The sequence below is a fragment of the Erwinia sp. genome (genome assembly GCF_049696395.1).
Classification (GTDB): Bacteria; Pseudomonadota; Gammaproteobacteria; order Enterobacterales; family Enterobacteriaceae; genus Erwinia.
In genome coordinates, this window is sequence record NZ_JBAVTT010000047.1 from 12,045 (window position 1) to 25,525 (window position 13,481).

The 13,481-nt window shown below is 52.8% G+C and carries 15 protein-coding genes; 11 read left to right on the forward strand and 4 right to left on the reverse strand.

From position 1 onward, the window contains the following. Positions 1 to 267 precede the first annotated feature (267 nt). The 3 genes from WCC56_RS06370 to WCC56_RS06380 are packed head-to-tail and all read left to right on the forward strand — an operon-like array spanning position 268 to position 4,092. Positions 268 to 996 (forward strand): gluconate 2-dehydrogenase subunit 3 family protein, encoded by a 729-nt coding sequence (locus tag WCC56_RS06370; RefSeq protein WP_424691571.1) that lies wholly within the window; start codon positions 268 to 270, stop codon positions 994 to 996. Positions 997 to 999: 3 nt separating this feature from the next. Then, positions 1,000 to 2,778, forward strand: coding sequence for a GMC family oxidoreductase (locus WCC56_RS06375; RefSeq protein ID WP_424691572.1), 1,779 nt, complete (start codon positions 1,000 to 1,002; stop codon positions 2,776 to 2,778). A gap of 15 nt (positions 2,779 to 2,793) precedes the next feature. Continuing rightward, positions 2,794 to 4,092, forward strand: a complete 1,299-nt coding sequence (locus WCC56_RS06380; protein ID WP_424691573.1) for a c-type cytochrome — start codon at positions 2,794 to 2,796, stop codon at positions 4,090 to 4,092. A 91-nt stretch (positions 4,093 to 4,183) separates the two neighbouring features. Here WCC56_RS06380 and ftnA read toward each other — a convergent pair whose 3' ends face one another. Beyond that, on the reverse strand, positions 4,184 to 4,693 hold the full coding sequence (ftnA, locus tag WCC56_RS06385) for a non-heme ferritin (RefSeq protein WP_424691574.1): 510 nt from the start codon (positions 4,691 to 4,693) through the stop codon (positions 4,184 to 4,186). A gap of 289 nt (positions 4,694 to 4,982) precedes the next feature. Next, positions 4,983 to 5,882 carry a sugar-binding transcriptional regulator gene (locus WCC56_RS06390; protein WP_424691609.1) on the reverse strand — a complete coding sequence of 300 codons (900 nt, stop codon included), beginning with the start codon at positions 5,880 to 5,882 and terminating at the stop codon, positions 4,983 to 4,985. Positions 5,883 to 6,153: 271 nt separating this feature from the next. Here WCC56_RS06390 and WCC56_RS06395 point away from each other — a divergent pair, with 271 nt between their 5' ends. The 6 genes from WCC56_RS06395 (at position 6,154) to WCC56_RS06420 (ending at position 10,364) form a co-directional block, all read left to right on the forward strand. Then, positions 6,154 to 7,095, forward strand: coding sequence for a tagatose-bisphosphate aldolase (locus WCC56_RS06395; RefSeq protein ID WP_424691575.1), 942 nt, complete (start codon positions 6,154 to 6,156; stop codon positions 7,093 to 7,095). Then, on the forward strand, positions 7,088 to 7,681 hold the full coding sequence (locus WCC56_RS06400; protein WP_424691576.1) for an AAA family ATPase: 594 nt from the start codon (positions 7,088 to 7,090) through the stop codon (positions 7,679 to 7,681). The genes WCC56_RS06395 and WCC56_RS06400 overlap by 8 nt, the downstream gene beginning before the upstream one ends. A 229-nt stretch (positions 7,682 to 7,910) precedes the next feature. Then, positions 7,911 to 8,354, forward strand: coding sequence for a PTS sugar transporter subunit IIA (locus WCC56_RS06405; protein ID WP_424691577.1), 444 nt, complete (start codon positions 7,911 to 7,913; stop codon positions 8,352 to 8,354). An 80-nt stretch (positions 8,355 to 8,434) separates the two neighbouring features. Then, positions 8,435 to 8,734 carry a PTS sugar transporter subunit IIB gene (locus tag WCC56_RS06410; protein ID WP_424691578.1) on the forward strand — a complete coding sequence of 100 codons (300 nt, stop codon included), beginning with the start codon at positions 8,435 to 8,437 and terminating at the stop codon, positions 8,732 to 8,734. 48 nt (positions 8,735 to 8,782) lie between these two features. Continuing rightward, positions 8,783 to 10,048 carry a PTS sugar transporter subunit IIC gene (locus WCC56_RS06415; RefSeq protein ID WP_424691579.1) on the forward strand — a complete coding sequence of 422 codons (1,266 nt, stop codon included), beginning with the start codon at positions 8,783 to 8,785 and terminating at the stop codon, positions 10,046 to 10,048. Between the two features lie 10 nt (positions 10,049 to 10,058). Then, complete coding sequence (locus WCC56_RS06420) at positions 10,059 to 10,364, forward strand: hypothetical protein (RefSeq protein ID WP_424691580.1); 306 nt, start codon at positions 10,059 to 10,061, stop codon at positions 10,362 to 10,364. Positions 10,365 to 10,567: 203 nt separating this feature from the next. Here WCC56_RS06420 and WCC56_RS06425 read toward each other — a convergent pair whose 3' ends face one another. Beyond that, complete coding sequence (locus tag WCC56_RS06425; protein ID WP_424691581.1) at positions 10,568 to 10,786, reverse strand: helix-turn-helix domain-containing protein; 219 nt, start codon at positions 10,784 to 10,786, stop codon at positions 10,568 to 10,570. A gap of 126 nt (positions 10,787 to 10,912) precedes the next feature. Here WCC56_RS06425 and WCC56_RS06430 point away from each other — a divergent pair, with 126 nt between their 5' ends. After that, positions 10,913 to 11,125 (forward strand): helix-turn-helix domain-containing protein, encoded by a 213-nt coding sequence (locus WCC56_RS06430; protein WP_424691610.1) that lies wholly within the window; start codon positions 10,913 to 10,915, stop codon positions 11,123 to 11,125. A gap of 106 nt (positions 11,126 to 11,231) precedes the next feature. On the opposite strand, the gene WCC56_RS06435 is transcribed toward WCC56_RS06430, so the two are convergent. Then, entirely contained in the window at positions 11,232 to 12,446 is a 1,215-nt protein-coding gene (locus WCC56_RS06435; protein WP_424691582.1) for an MFS transporter, read from the reverse strand. 96 nt (positions 12,447 to 12,542) lie between these two features. Here WCC56_RS06435 and WCC56_RS06440 point away from each other — a divergent pair, with 96 nt between their 5' ends. Further along, on the forward strand, positions 12,543 to 13,478 hold the full coding sequence (locus tag WCC56_RS06440) for a LysR family transcriptional regulator (protein ID WP_424691583.1): 936 nt from the start codon (positions 12,543 to 12,545) through the stop codon (positions 13,476 to 13,478). Positions 13,479 to 13,481: the final 3 nt, after the last annotated feature.

Genomic DNA, 13,481 nt, shown 5'->3' on the forward strand with positions numbered 1-13,481 from the left:
GTACCACTGTTATGCTCAAAATGCATAAACAGCATTTTTTGAAAATAAGCTTACTATTCAATTTGTTGACATGGTTTTTCAGCGTGCGTCGGGTGCAAATCCTACCATACATGAAACATTATTTAACATTTTTAACTTACCATTCACTTTTACACAATAAATTTAACGGTTATTTTATACACCGCTAACCGTTAGCACTAAAACTATTACACAGGTAACTATTGTGTCGGGGTGACTCCGGCGCGCTTGCATGGGAAATGTGTCGTCATGGAAAAAAAAACAGAAGCGCAGGTGCCTTCACGAAGGCGTTTCCTGCAGAAAACCCTCTCGCTGATCCCCCTCGCAGCGGCTGGAGGAAGCAGTGTCGTTGCCCTCTCGGCGCCAGCCGCTGAGCCTCAGTCTCAGGGCGTTTCCGCCCATTATGTTCCCACCTATTTCAATAACGACGAGTGGCGCTTTATTCTCGCTGCCTGCGATCGTCTGATCCCCAGCGACAGCAATGGCCCCGGTGCCGTCAGCGAAGGTGTTCCGGTTTATATCGATAAACAGATGGAGCTGCCTTACGGCTATGGCCACCTGTGGTACATGCACCCGCCTTTTGCCAGTGCCGTGCCTGAACTGGGATACCAGTCCAGCCTTGTCCCGCGCGAGACTTATCGTCAGGGGATCAAAGCCATTAATCAGCACTGCCAGCAGCAGTTTCACAAGGCGTTTGCCGACCTTGATCACGAGCAGCAGGAAGCACTGTTGCACGATCTGGATGGCGGAAAACTGACCTTTGATAACGTGCCGGGCAAGCTGTTTTTCGAGCAACTGCTGGAAAACACCAAGGAAGGCTACCTGGCCGACCCGATGCACGGCGGTAATCAAACGCTGGCCTCCTGGAAGATGATTGGTTTCCCCGGCGCCCGCGCCGATTACCAGGATCAAATGGACCATCCAAACCAGCCTTATCCGCTGGGACCGGTGAGTATTTCAGGCAAACGGAGCGTTTAAAAAATGGCAGCAATCAAAAAAGATCCCGTGGATATGGTGATCGTCGGCTTCGGCTGGACCGGATCCCTGATGGCGATGGAGCTGGCAAAAACCGGGCTGAATATTCTCGCCCTTGAGCGTGGCGAACAACGCGATACCTACCCTGATTTTGCTTACCCGCGTAACACCGATGAACTGACTTACGGCATCCGTCTGAAGCTGTTCCAGAACGCGGCAAGAGAAACCGTCACGGTCCGACATGCCACGGCAGATACCGCCATGCCGTATCGTCGCTTTGGCTCTTTTCTGCCTGGCGATGGCGTTGGCGGGGCTGGCGTGCACTGGAACGGCATGTTGTGGCGTCCGCTGGAAGCCGACCTGAAGATGCGCAGCACGGTAATTGAACGCTACGGCGCATCCTTTATTCCGCAGGATATGACGGTGCAGGATTACCCGTTTACCTATGCCGAAATGGAACCGTACTTCGATAAATTCGAGAAAATCTGCGGCACTTCTGGCAGTGCTGGCAACCTTAACGGCGAGAAGCTGGAAGGCGGAAACCCGTTTGAATCGCCACGTCAGAATCCTTATCCAACCAAAGTACAAAAGCGCCAGTATGGTGGTGAACTGTTTGCTCAGGCTGCTCAGGGACTGGGATATCATCCGTTTACCATGCCTGCCGCAATTTGTACCGAGTCCTTCACAAACCCTTACGGCGTGCAGCTTGGCGTCTGTAACTATTGTGGCTTCTGCGAACGTTTCGGCTGCTTTAACTACTCCAAAGCTTCGCCGCAGACCACGGTGCTTCCGGCGCTGTATCAGCATAAGAATTTTGAACTGCGCACTCAGGCGCAGGTCATCCGGGTAAATACCGATTCCACCGGTAAGAAAGCCACCGGCGTGACTTACATCGATGCGCAGGGCCAGGAAATTGAACAGCCTGCTTCCATCGTGGTGTTAAGTACCTTCCAGCTGAATAACGTGCGTCTGCTGCTGCTGTCGAAAATCGGCAAGCCTTACGACCCGATGACCGGCGAAGGGGTAGTAGGGAAGAACTATGCCTACCAGATGAACGGCGGGATCAAGCTGTTCTACAACAAAGAAAAAATCTTCAACCCGTTTGCCGCAACCGGCGCAACCAGCGTGTTTATGGATGACTTCAACGCCGAGAACTTCGACCATGGCAGCCTCGGTTTTGTGGGTGGGGCGACGATCTCTGCCACCACCACAGGCGGCCGTCCTATTCAACAGATGAGTACGCCGAAAAGCGCGCCTCGCTGGGGATCGGGTTGGAAGCAGTCGATTAAGGATCATTACCTGCATTCGATGGGGGTCGGATCTTCCGGATCGGTGATGCCTTACAAGCAGTGCTATCTCGATCTTGATCCTACTTATCGCGATGTTCACGGACAGCCGCTGTTGCGTATGACCTTCGACTGGCAGCAGAACGAACTGAAGATGACCAACTTCATCAAAGAGAAAGCTGAAGGCATTGTGAAAGCGATGGCGCCAGATCATTACGAAGTCGGGTTTATGGGGATGAACGCGCATTACGACGTGCGCCCTTATCAGTCCACGCACACTACTGGTGGCGCGATCATGGGCGATAACCCGAAAAACAGCGTGGTGAATAAATACCTGCAAAGTTGGGATGTGCCAAATGTGTTCGTGTTGGGAGCCTGCTGCTTCCCGCAGAACCTGGCTTATAACCCGACCGGGATCGTGGGGGCAACGGCACTGTTTGCGGCCAATGCCATTCGTACGCAGTATCTGGCCAATCCCGGACCGCTGGTTCAGGCTTAACAGGGAAGAGAAAAGATGATCAAGCATTCTGGATGGTTAGCTTCTTTGCTGTTTGCCGGACTGGCTTCGGCCTCCGTTTCGGCGGCAGAATCGCCGATCAGCAAGGGGCATTATCTGGCTCAGGCTGGAGACTGCGCGGCTTGCCACACCTCGGCTGGCAGTGCAGATTTTGCCGGTGGGCTGAAAATGGTGACCCCGGTGGGCGCAATTTATTCCACTAACATCACCCCTGATAAGGAGACCGGCATAGGTGATTACACCTATGACGACTTTGCCAAAGCGGTGCGTGGCGGCGTGGCAAAAGACGGCCATCAGCTGTATCCGGCGATGCCGTACACCTCATTTTCCAAAATTAGTGATGAGGATATGCATGCGCTGTACGACTACTTTATGCAAGAAGTCCCGGCGATTAAGCAGGCCGATCGCGACAGCGATATTCCGTGGCCACTGAATATGCGCTGGCCGCTGATTGTGTGGAACTGGGCGTTTCAGGACGAGAAGCAGTATCAGCCGGACAGCAGTCAGAGTGCGGAGTGGAACCGCGGCGCTTACCTGATTCAGGGACTGGAGCACTGCGGGACTTGTCATACGCCGCGCGGCATCGGTTTCCAGGAGAAGGCGCTGGATCAGAAAGAGGCGGCCTATCTGACCGGCGGGACGCTGGAAGGCTGGCACGCACCGGATCTGACCGGCAATGTGAAGTCCGGGATTGGCAGCTGGTCACAGCAGGAGATCGTCAGCTTCCTGCAAACAGGCTGGACAGCTAACAGTGCGGCTTTTGGGTCGATGACGGATGTGATCGAGCACAGCACCCAGCACCTGAGCGATGAGGATGTGAAGGCGATGGCGGTGTACCTGAAAAGCCTCAAGTCTTCCGATCCTCAGGCTGTGGCACCAAAAGAGGACGAGAGCACCAAAGTGGCGTTAGTGAAGGGCGATATGAGCAAGCCGGGGGCGCAGCTGTATATGGATAACTGCGCTGCCTGTCACCGGACAGATGGCAAAGGCTACAGCAAAACCTTCCCTGCGCTGGCCCACAATCCGGCCTTGTTAAGCGACGATCCTGCTTCCCTGATCAGTATTGTCCTGCGCGGCGGAAAAGCGGCGGTAACGCACAAAGCGGTGACTGGTTTAACTATGCCGGACTTCGGCTGGCGTCTGGACGATCAGCAGGTGGCGGATCTGTCGACCTTTGTCCGCAGCAGCTGGGGGAATAGTGCGCCGGCAGTGAAAGCTGAGCAGGTGAAGGCGTTGCGTCCTACGGTGTCCACCGTTGAGCGCAAGGACCCGGATAAGCAGCAGAAGCCTCAGTAATACTCTGCGCCTGCCGCTAAAAAGCAAAACGCCTGATAAAATTTATCAGGCGTTTTTTTTGGTACTCAAGCTGTACCCGGAGCCGTCAAGCTTAACCCTGTGGGTTGCTGGTGGTGCTCATCTTCATCAGGTCTTTATCCACGAAGAACATGCCCTGTCCACCGGTGCCAACCAGCGCCAGTTTATCCAGCACGGATTTGAACAGCTTCTCTTCTTCGTGCTGCTCAGAGACATACCACTGCAGGAAGTTGAAGGTAGAGTAATCCTGGGTGGTCATGGAAGCGTGAGCCAGCTCGTTAATCTTGCTGGTGATCAGCTTCTCGTGCTCGTAGGCCTGCTCCAGCACTTCATTCAGCGAGTTAAAGGTTACCGGCGGTGCCGCAATGCTGCCCAGCACTGGCATCGCGCCAGTGTCGCTCAGGTAGTTAAACAGACGCTGCATGTGCTGCATCTCTTCAACGGAATGTTCACGCATAAAGGCCGCAGCCCCTTCAAAACCTTTGTCAGCACACCAGGCGCTCATCTGCAGGTAAAGATTGGCAGAGTAAAACTCCAGGTTTAATTGATCGTTCAGTTTGGCGGTCATATCAGCAGTCAGCATAAAGGCTCCATTAGCGATGATGGGATATTATTAGAAGAGTGAGTGACCGCAAGTATGCACGGATGTTGCTTAAATAAAAACCGTTAGTTACGTTTTTTATCTTAATATTGTGTGTTCGTAACACTATGATAGTTAAGTGATAACCATTCTCGCATTAATATCAATTATTCAATATTCCAAATGGTTTTGATAACCATTCTTATTGTTATTTAATGGAAAAAATTCTCTTAAAAGTTCAGGTTTAATACCTGTGAAAAATAACGCCCCCTTACTCAATAAGGGGGCGTTTTTACGGCTCCACCATCAACCGATCGAGGATGGCTTGCGCGGTAGTGACATCGGTCACCAGCGAATTGATCATCCCGGAGCGAACAGCGCCAATGATCCCGGCCGCTTTTTCCGGTGTGGCAGCCACACCAATGCTCAATGTGGTGTTGCGCAGCTGAGCGGGGGAAGCGGCGATCATTCGCTCTTCGCCTTCCCAATGCAGGATCTCCCCACTTTCCGTGACGTAATGGCGCAACACATCGCCTGCAGCCTGGCTTAACGCCTGCTCATTAGCCGTGGCGGTAGTGGTTTCAGAAGGGGCAGGCAAATGGTGCGTTAAGCCGACACCGACAATTGCCACATCGAGGTTATCCCACAGTGAAATAATTTGCTGAACGCCGCCATCCGCCAGAAATGCCTCGCGTAACATCGGTGAAGTCAGGTAGGGCGCATGCAAAAAATGGGGGATCCCACCCATCTGCTCCGCGGCCTGACGAACAAATTCGTTAATCTGAAAATGTGCCGCCGCCTGCTGCATCCCACCGTTCATCGCCACCGTCATCACGCCAGGGATTTTCGGCAGGCCACCCATCGTCACTTCCCGCACCGCACGCCCCCAGCCAATGCCGATAACCGCACCCGAAGCTAGATCGGCCTGCTGGAGTAACCCCGCCAACGGCGTGGCCAGCGAGCCCAAAATATTGGTCGGGGGTGGCTCCACAACAGCGGCGCTTTTCAGCCCCAGACGCTGGATCAGATCGGCAGTGATCTCATCAGGCGAAGTCAGTTCAACGACCTCGATCCGCACGATCCCCGCCGCTCTGGCTTTGTTCAGCAGTCGCGAGATGGTAGCCGTCGATACGCCCAGCTTTTTAGCAATGTCCACCTGAGCCATATCTGACTGATAGTGCAACTTCGCCACCATATGCATCATCGCCCGCGTTGTCGCGGCGTCTTGTAAAAGAGGTTCTTTCAGCTTGAAATTCCTTTCTGCAATGTATTACACTCAGTTCATCGGTTGAGGGATTATTGCTCACCACCTGAAAAATTGCAATGCGTATACCCGGCAAAAACCCTGACAGGACGCCGCATCAGCACTGATGCTCCACGGGGGAAGGGGATGAAGTCGCACACTGAAAAATGAGGCTGTAACCGTGTTCTAAAACTGAAAAAACTGTCCAGGAGACAAAATAATGTCACACATGTCAACGTCCGAACTGCGTGGTTATCAACAGATTTGCGGCAGCAATGGAGCAATGCTGGTCATTGCCTGCGATCAGCGTGGCGCCATGCGCAGCCTGCTCTCTTCCGACCCGGATCAACAGAAAGCCATTTCCGAACAGCAGCTGGGTCGCATTAAAGCGGACATCACTCAGTATCTGGCGAGCCAGGCTTCTTGTGTCTTAGTGGACCCGGTTTGTGCAGTCCCTGATTTAGTGGATGACGGCATCATTGCCCGAGATACGGCACTGTTGATCGGGCTGGACGCTTCAGGATGGGATACCACCGCCGAAGGCTACCGCAATTCGCGCCTGGTGGAAGGCATCACTGCCCGCCGCGTACGTGAACTGGGCGGTAACGGCGGCAAAATTATGGTTTACCTGCGCGCCGATCGTCCCGAAGCCAACGACCACAACCTCGCTATTCTCCGTCACTGTATTGAAGACTTCAGCAAAGAAGATCTGCTGCTGGTGGTCGAGTTCCTGACCTATCAGTTAGAAGGCGAAAGCGATGCAGACTATAAAAGCAAAGTCCCCTCGCTGATTTATGAAGGCACCAAAATGTCGCTGGATTGCGGCGCGAAAGTGCTGAAAATTCCTTATCCAGGATCCCCTCAGGCTTGCGCCGCTATCACTGAAATCTCCGGCGATGTGCCATGGGCCGTGCTTTCCGCCGGTGTTGACCATGCCACCTTCCTGGGCCAGGTTGCCGATGCGATGAGCAATGGGGCTTCCGGTGTGATTGCAGGCCGTGCATTATGGAAAGATTGCATCTCGCTGGACCGCACTGTCACGCGTGAAAAGCTGGAAACTTTAGCAGTGCCAAGACTGCGTGAGATCCAGGCGGTAATCGGGAAATATTTTACAGCCACGGCGGCTGAAGTGAAAAGCGAGGAGCAGGTCGATCATGTCTGATGGAACGGCAACTGCCAGCCACACCGCACCGGTCAGCACCGGTAAGCGCGTGGTGATGGTTAACGGGATCCCTGCTTCGGGAAAAAGCAGCATAGCGCGTGCGTTGTCGCAGGCGAGCGGCTGGCCTGTATTGTCGGTGGACGGCATTAAAGAGCCGTTTATGCAGCAGTTCGGGCAGCTGGATCGTCCGCTTAATCGTCGGCTTGGCATTGCCAGCTATCAGGCTATCTGGTCTGTGATTGCCGCAGCGCCACAAGGCTGCACCTTTATTGTTGATGCGTGGTTTGGCTTTCAGCCTAAAGAGAGTCTGGTGGCTTTCTTACAGCAGGCGAACGTCACTTCACTGGCCGAAATCTGGTGTCAGCTTCCCGGCGAACTGGCGGCCGAGCGTTATGCGTCCCGGCTGGCGGATCGTTTACCCGGTCATCCAGGGGCCGAGTATATTCCTGAACTGGTTGCGTTGGCTGAACGGGCCGAACCGATGCAATTAAGTCCGGTGTATGTTGCCGACCAGACTAAACCTGTCAGCAATGAAAGTATTATTGCCTGGACCCGCGAGGTTTTAACAACAGTTAATTATAATTGATAAGTTTTGGCCTGGTTAATTAGCAGGTAAAACATCATCATCATTTATTTTAAATGAAATCTTACTGGTTCTCGTTAAATAACCAGCGTGATCTTATTGCTTATTTTTTAATTCTTCTTTTTGCATCTAATTATTTTTATTTAATTTAAAAATAGGTAACTGGATCACGTTTTATTCATTGTCCGGAAAGTATATTGAATTAACGCTTATTTTATTAATAAGGAACACTATGCTGACTGACTGGATTAACGAAAATAATCTTTCACTGTTTACCGAGGTGAATGACTGGCAACACGCCGTGAAGCTGGCGGTAGAGCCGATGATAGACAACGGATCGGTAGAGCCCCGTTACCTGAATGCTATCTATGATATGCACCGGGAAATAGGGCCGTATTATGTTCTGGGAGAAGGCATTGCGATGCCACATGCCCGTCCTGAGGAAGGTGTTATTAAAACAGCACTGTCGTTAATCATTGTTTCAGAAGGGGTGCGTTTTAATAGCCCTGATAATGATCCTGTTTATGTGGTATTTGCTCTGGCGGCCATTGACAGTCATTCACATATTGAAATGATTGCCAGTCTTTCCCACCTTTTCTGTGAGGATGATGTGGTAGATAAATTAAAGAATGCCCGAACTAAACAGGCCGTACTGGAGATTCTAAGCCAGTTTTGAGTGAGCGACATGATGAACCAAAAAATCGCATTGAGTGGTAGCGGCAAGAAACTTACAGATGATCAACCAAGGAATACCTGATGAAAAAGTTATCTATTCTTGCAGTGTGTGGCGCAGGGCTGGGCAGCAGCTTTGCGTGCGAAATGAGTATTGAAGCGGCGTTAAAGGATCTTGGTATAGAAGCAGATCTCTCCCATTGCGATATCTCCAGCGCCACCTCATCCCGCGCCGATATTATTATGACCGGTGAGAACTTCCGTTCCCAGTTCCAGCATTACACCATTAACGCCACCGTTATTTACCTGAAGCGTCTGGTCGATAAAAATGAAATAAGAACCAAGCTTGAGCCGATACTAAAAGAAAAAGGCTACATGCTCTGATCTATTTATAAACTTATCCGTTTACTGTGACAGAAACAGGGGACTATCATGTCTTTCCTTACCTTTATTGTCCATGATGTGCTGGGACAGGCGTCAATACTGATCTCATTGATCGCCATGATCGGTTTGATCTCGCTGAAGAAAAGCCCGGGGCAGGTGATTACCGGCACGTTAAAAACCTTATTAGGCTTTTTGGTCATTCTGGCAGGTGCCAATATTATTGTCGGCACCCTGACCTTCCTGGGCGAAATATTCCAGAAAGGTTTCCATATGCGCGGTGTGGTCACCGATGTTGGCTCCATTGCCGGTATTGCCCAGCAAACGTTGGGGCGTGAAACGGCACTGATTATGGTGATCGCCTTTATCGTCAATATTGCCATTGCCCGTTTCACCCGCTACAAATATATCTTTCTGACCGGACAGGCTTCGCTGTGGATGGCTACAGTCTGTTCAGTCATTGGTTACATGGGCGGACTGCGTGGCATTGAGCTGATTGTGTCAGGCGGAGTCATCGCCGGGATGATGGCCGTCTTTATGCCTGCTATCGCTCAGCCGATTGTCCGCAAGATCACCGGCGGCGATGATTTTGCGCTCGGCCATTTCTGTACCATTGGCTACATCGTACAGGCTGGCGTAGCGAAAGTGACCGGCAACGTCAGCAAAAGCACCGAGGATCTGGAGCTGCCACAGGCGTTCTCTTTCCTGCAGGATACTTACCTGTCGATGATGGTGGTGATGATCCCGATCTATTTGATCCCGGCGATCGTTGCGGGTCCCGAAGTGGTCGCGGCCTCCTCTAATGGCGTCAACTATCTGGTCTACTCGTTCCTGCAGGCGATTCAGTTTGTCGTTGGGGTCTATGTCCTGCTTTCTGGCGTACGTTTACTGCTGGCGGAAATTGTTCCGGCCTTCCGTGGGATCGCGCTGCGTATCGTGCCGAATGCCGTTCCGGCACTCGACTGTCCGGTCCTGTTTCCGTATGCGCCTAATGCGGTGATTATCGGTTTTATCTCCACCACCCTTGGCTCAGTGATCGGCATGCTGCTGTTCCCCTGGGTAGGACTGGCGATGATCCTGCCTGGCATGTTGACCAACTTCTTTGCAGGCGGTACAGCCGGGATATTTGCTAACGCCGTTGGCGGACGTCGCGGGGCGATAATTGGCGGGATATTCCACGGTCTGTTCATCACCTTACTGCCTGCACTACTTCTGCCGTTGCTGGGGCAGTTCGGCATGGCAAACGTCACTTTCAGTGACTCTGACGTGATCAGTGTCGGGCTGATCTTCGGCCACATTCTCAACTTCTTCCATTAATGGAGGCGTTATGGACCAGGCAATAGACGACATCATGCAACAAGGGCTTCCGGCCAAAGAGTGCGCCACTGCGCTTAACGAGCTGGGGAAACGTTACCAGGAACAGCAGGAGACAGACCGCGCGATTGCCTGCTGGGAGCAGAGCGTAACTTGTTATGGTAAACCCGGTTTTGCTCAGGCTCAGCTGATGAAAGCCTACAATGCGAAACGTCGGGAATGTTCACAAACTGGAGACGGTGCAGGAGTGGAGCTGTACTCGGTGAAGATCGACGGATTAATGCAACAAAGTAAGGATGCTATCCGCTACGGCTTTTAGCACAACCATGACGAGCGGCCAGCGTGCCGCTCAGTTTTTTTTAAAAAAAAGTGACAGGTAAAATCCGAAAAAAATAATTATTTTCTTAAGTAAAAACTGAAAAGGTAATTTTTAAGCATTGAGAAGGGGGTTTATTTTAAAACTTACTTGCAACAGGATGAAATAGCTCAGTATAAAAAAATAAAAATATTTGGCCTTTGCGATTAAAATTCGATCAGATTTTTAAGTTCAGTCCCTAAGCCACTCGCGAGAATGGCGATGACTTCCAGTGTCGGGTTGCGTAAACCTCGCTCAATTCCAGAGACATAGGTGCGATCCAGCCCGCATTTATGTGCGAATGCTTCTTGCGACAAGCCTGCCTGCAGTCTGAGTTGTTTAACTCTTTTTCCAAAAAGAACTTTGGTGGTGTTTAGCTTTTCCATGCGCTCAGCATTGCGCTTTGCAGTCTATTAGTCCACGGACTATTAGTCACAATCGAAAAATAACGTGATATGATTGTGACTCATCGTCTACAAGTGAGATTTTTATCTGGCAAATCGGGAAAAGCAATGAACAAAGAGGATTGGCATCCCGCAGACATTATTGCGGCGTTAAAGAAAAGAGGCACCACTTTATCGGCTTTATCCCGGGAATCGGGTTTAGCTTCTTCCACTTTATCTAACGCTTTGCGCCGTCCCTGGCCCAAAGGTGAGCTGCTGATTGCCGCCGCCCTGGATGCCCGGCCTGAGCAGATTTGGCCCACGCGTTATAAAAAAAGATAACGGCCAGCGCTTTCGCTACTGACCGCTTCATCTTCCTCAGCAGGCTCACTGCCTGGGAACTAAGCTCGTCCCAAATCTGGCGATTCCGGCCGTTCTGCAAGCGTCATTAAGCCTGCTTTTGGTGTAAGCCTTTGCTTAACCAGCGTACCACCATGCTGCCAAATCCGGCCACCGTTAACAGCGCCACCACGCCCTGCCAGCCAGCACTTTCCAGAATCACGCTGCCCAGCGCAGAGCCAACGGCCATGCCGATAAACACCCCGGTGAACATCAGCGCATTCAACCGACTGCGTGCCGCAGGTTCCAGGCTGAAGATAATCGACTGGTGCGAAACCAGCGTGGACTGCACGCCGAAGTCAAAACCAATGGCCGAGATGACGATCAGTGCCAGCTGGTAAGGAGCCGGCAGCAGCGGCAGCAAGAACATCAGAGCGAACGAGACGGTTGCCAGCGTTGTGCCAATCCGCGTAACCAACTCCGGGCCACGGCGGTCAGCCAGTGAACCGGCTAACGGCGCCGCTAAGGCTCCGGCAGCGCCTGCCAGACCAAACATCCCGGCGGTGGCGCTACCCAGCTGGTAAACATCGTGCAGCATCACCGCCAGCGTAGACCAGAATGCACTGAAGCCAACGGAGAGCAAAGCCTGAGCCAGCGTCGCTCTGCGCAGCGGTTTGTATTCCGTCCACAGATGACGCATGGAGCTCAACAGCGCCGGGTAACTCAGGGTGGTGCTGGCCGGGATCGCCGGCAGGTTTCGCCAGATCACCAGGGTGATAGCGACCACCATCACCGCTGCTGCGCCAAACATGCTGCGCCAGCCGAAGTATTCCGCTACAAACCCACTCAACACCCTGGAAAGCAGAATGCCTAACAGCAACCCGGTCATAACAGTGCCGACCGTTTTACCTCGCTGCGCGGCAGGAGAGAGCGTTGCCGCCGCCGGGACAATGTCCTGAGCCATCGTAGCGGCAATGCCTACCGCCAGGCTGGCCACCAGCAACATAGTGATGCCGCCGCTAAAGGCGCTGAGCAGTAAGGCCAGCGTCAGCAGTACGCCTTTCAGAATAATGATCTGGCGGCGATCGTGACGATCGCCCAGCGGCGCCAGCAGCAGAATGCCCAGCGCATAGCCAATCTGCGTCAGCGTGGGGACCAGTCCAACGGTACTGACGCCAGCGTGCAGTTCGTTAACCAGGATACCGAGCATCGGCTGGCTGTAATAAATAGAGGCTACGGAGAAGCCTGCGCCGGTAGCGAGCATCAGGACGGTACGGCCAGTAATGCCCTTTTCGTCGGTCTCTACGGTCTGTGTCATGGACATGGGATTAACTCTGTTGTGCGATGATGATCACATTTTTACCCGAACGGTGATCAAAGGGTAGTCGTTTGAGGGGTAAAACTGTTATACGTTCAACGTATGAAAGAAACCCTTCTGTCAGGCATTGACCGTATAGAGCTGATGCAAACCTTTGTGCGCATTGTGGAATCAGGCAGTTTGTCTGCGGCTGCAGTGCGTCTTGAAACCACTCAGCCTACCGTCAGCCGCAGGCTGCAGTCTCTGGAACGCTTGCTGGGGGTGAAGCTGTTGCAGCGCACCACCCATGTGATGAAGCTGACCGATGATGGCGAACGCTGTTTCGCCCACGCGCAGGAGCTGGTAGAACGCTGGCAGGCCATAGAGGACGATCTGCGCGGTGCGGCGGAAGAGCCAAGAGGCGTGCTACGGGTGCTGGTTCCGCATGCTTTTGGTCAGGATCAAATGATCGCTCCCTTGCAGGGATACCTGCAACGCTACCCGAAAATGACCGTTGAATGGATGCTGAGCGATCGTCGCCCGGACTTTATTGCCGAAGGGATAGACTGCGCGGTGCATGTGGGCGCGCTCACCGATCCTTCGGTTGTGGCGCTGCTGGTCGCAGAGGTTCCGCGCATTGTGGTGGCATCACCAGCGCTAGTCAGCCATCACTCCTCTATGGACCATCCGGCGGCGCTTGCTGAACTGCCGTGGGTAGCTTTGAGTACTTTTTACCGTCAGGAAGTGGTGCTGGACAACGAACAGGGCGAGACGCAGCGCATCGATATTCGTCCTCAGCTGCTGACCGACAGTTTGTATGCGTTACGCAATTCAGTGCTGGCGGGAATGGGCGTGGGGATCGCTTCGTCCTGGGCGGTGAAAGAGGATATTGAAGAGGGGCGGTTACACCATCTTTGTCCGCAGTGGCACGCGGCCCCTTTACCGGTGTATCTGGTTTACCCTTACGCGCGCTTTTATCCAGCCAAGCTGCGGCAGTTTCTGGCGCTGATGCGGGAAGTGCTGCCGGAGATCGGCGGCACTCAGGTACCGGCAAAATAACCG

Excerpts from the sequence above, each read along its gene's own strand:
- WCC56_RS06370 (WP_424691571.1), top strand. The coding sequence starts at position 268 with ATGGAAAAAAAAACAGAAGCGCAGGTGCCTTCACGAAGGCGTTTCCTG.
- WCC56_RS06375 (WP_424691572.1), top strand. The coding sequence starts at position 1,000 with ATGGCAGCAATCAAAAAAGATCCCGTGGATATGGTGATCGTCGGCTTC.
- WCC56_RS06380 (WP_424691573.1), top strand. The coding sequence starts at position 2,794 with ATGATCAAGCATTCTGGATGGTTAGCTTCTTTGCTGTTTGCCGGACTG.
- ftnA (WP_424691574.1), bottom strand. The coding sequence starts at position 4,693 with ATGCTGACTGCTGATATGACCGCCAAACTGAACGATCAATTAAACCTG.
- WCC56_RS06395 (WP_424691575.1), top strand. The coding sequence starts at position 6,154 with ATGTCACACATGTCAACGTCCGAACTGCGTGGTTATCAACAGATTTGC.
- WCC56_RS06400 (WP_424691576.1), top strand. The coding sequence starts at position 7,088 with ATGTCTGATGGAACGGCAACTGCCAGCCACACCGCACCGGTCAGCACC.
- WCC56_RS06405 (WP_424691577.1), top strand. The coding sequence starts at position 7,911 with ATGCTGACTGACTGGATTAACGAAAATAATCTTTCACTGTTTACCGAG.
- WCC56_RS06410 (WP_424691578.1), top strand. The coding sequence starts at position 8,435 with ATGAAAAAGTTATCTATTCTTGCAGTGTGTGGCGCAGGGCTGGGCAGC.
- WCC56_RS06415 (WP_424691579.1), top strand. The coding sequence starts at position 8,783 with ATGTCTTTCCTTACCTTTATTGTCCATGATGTGCTGGGACAGGCGTCA.
- WCC56_RS06420 (WP_424691580.1), top strand. The coding sequence starts at position 10,059 with ATGGACCAGGCAATAGACGACATCATGCAACAAGGGCTTCCGGCCAAA.
- WCC56_RS06425 (WP_424691581.1), bottom strand. The coding sequence starts at position 10,786 with ATGGAAAAGCTAAACACCACCAAAGTTCTTTTTGGAAAAAGAGTTAAA.
- WCC56_RS06430 (WP_424691610.1), top strand. The coding sequence starts at position 10,913 with ATGAACAAAGAGGATTGGCATCCCGCAGACATTATTGCGGCGTTAAAG.
- WCC56_RS06435 (WP_424691582.1), bottom strand. The coding sequence starts at position 12,446 with ATGTCCATGACACAGACCGTAGAGACCGACGAAAAGGGCATTACTGGC.
- WCC56_RS06440 (WP_424691583.1), top strand. The coding sequence starts at position 12,543 with ATGAAAGAAACCCTTCTGTCAGGCATTGACCGTATAGAGCTGATGCAA.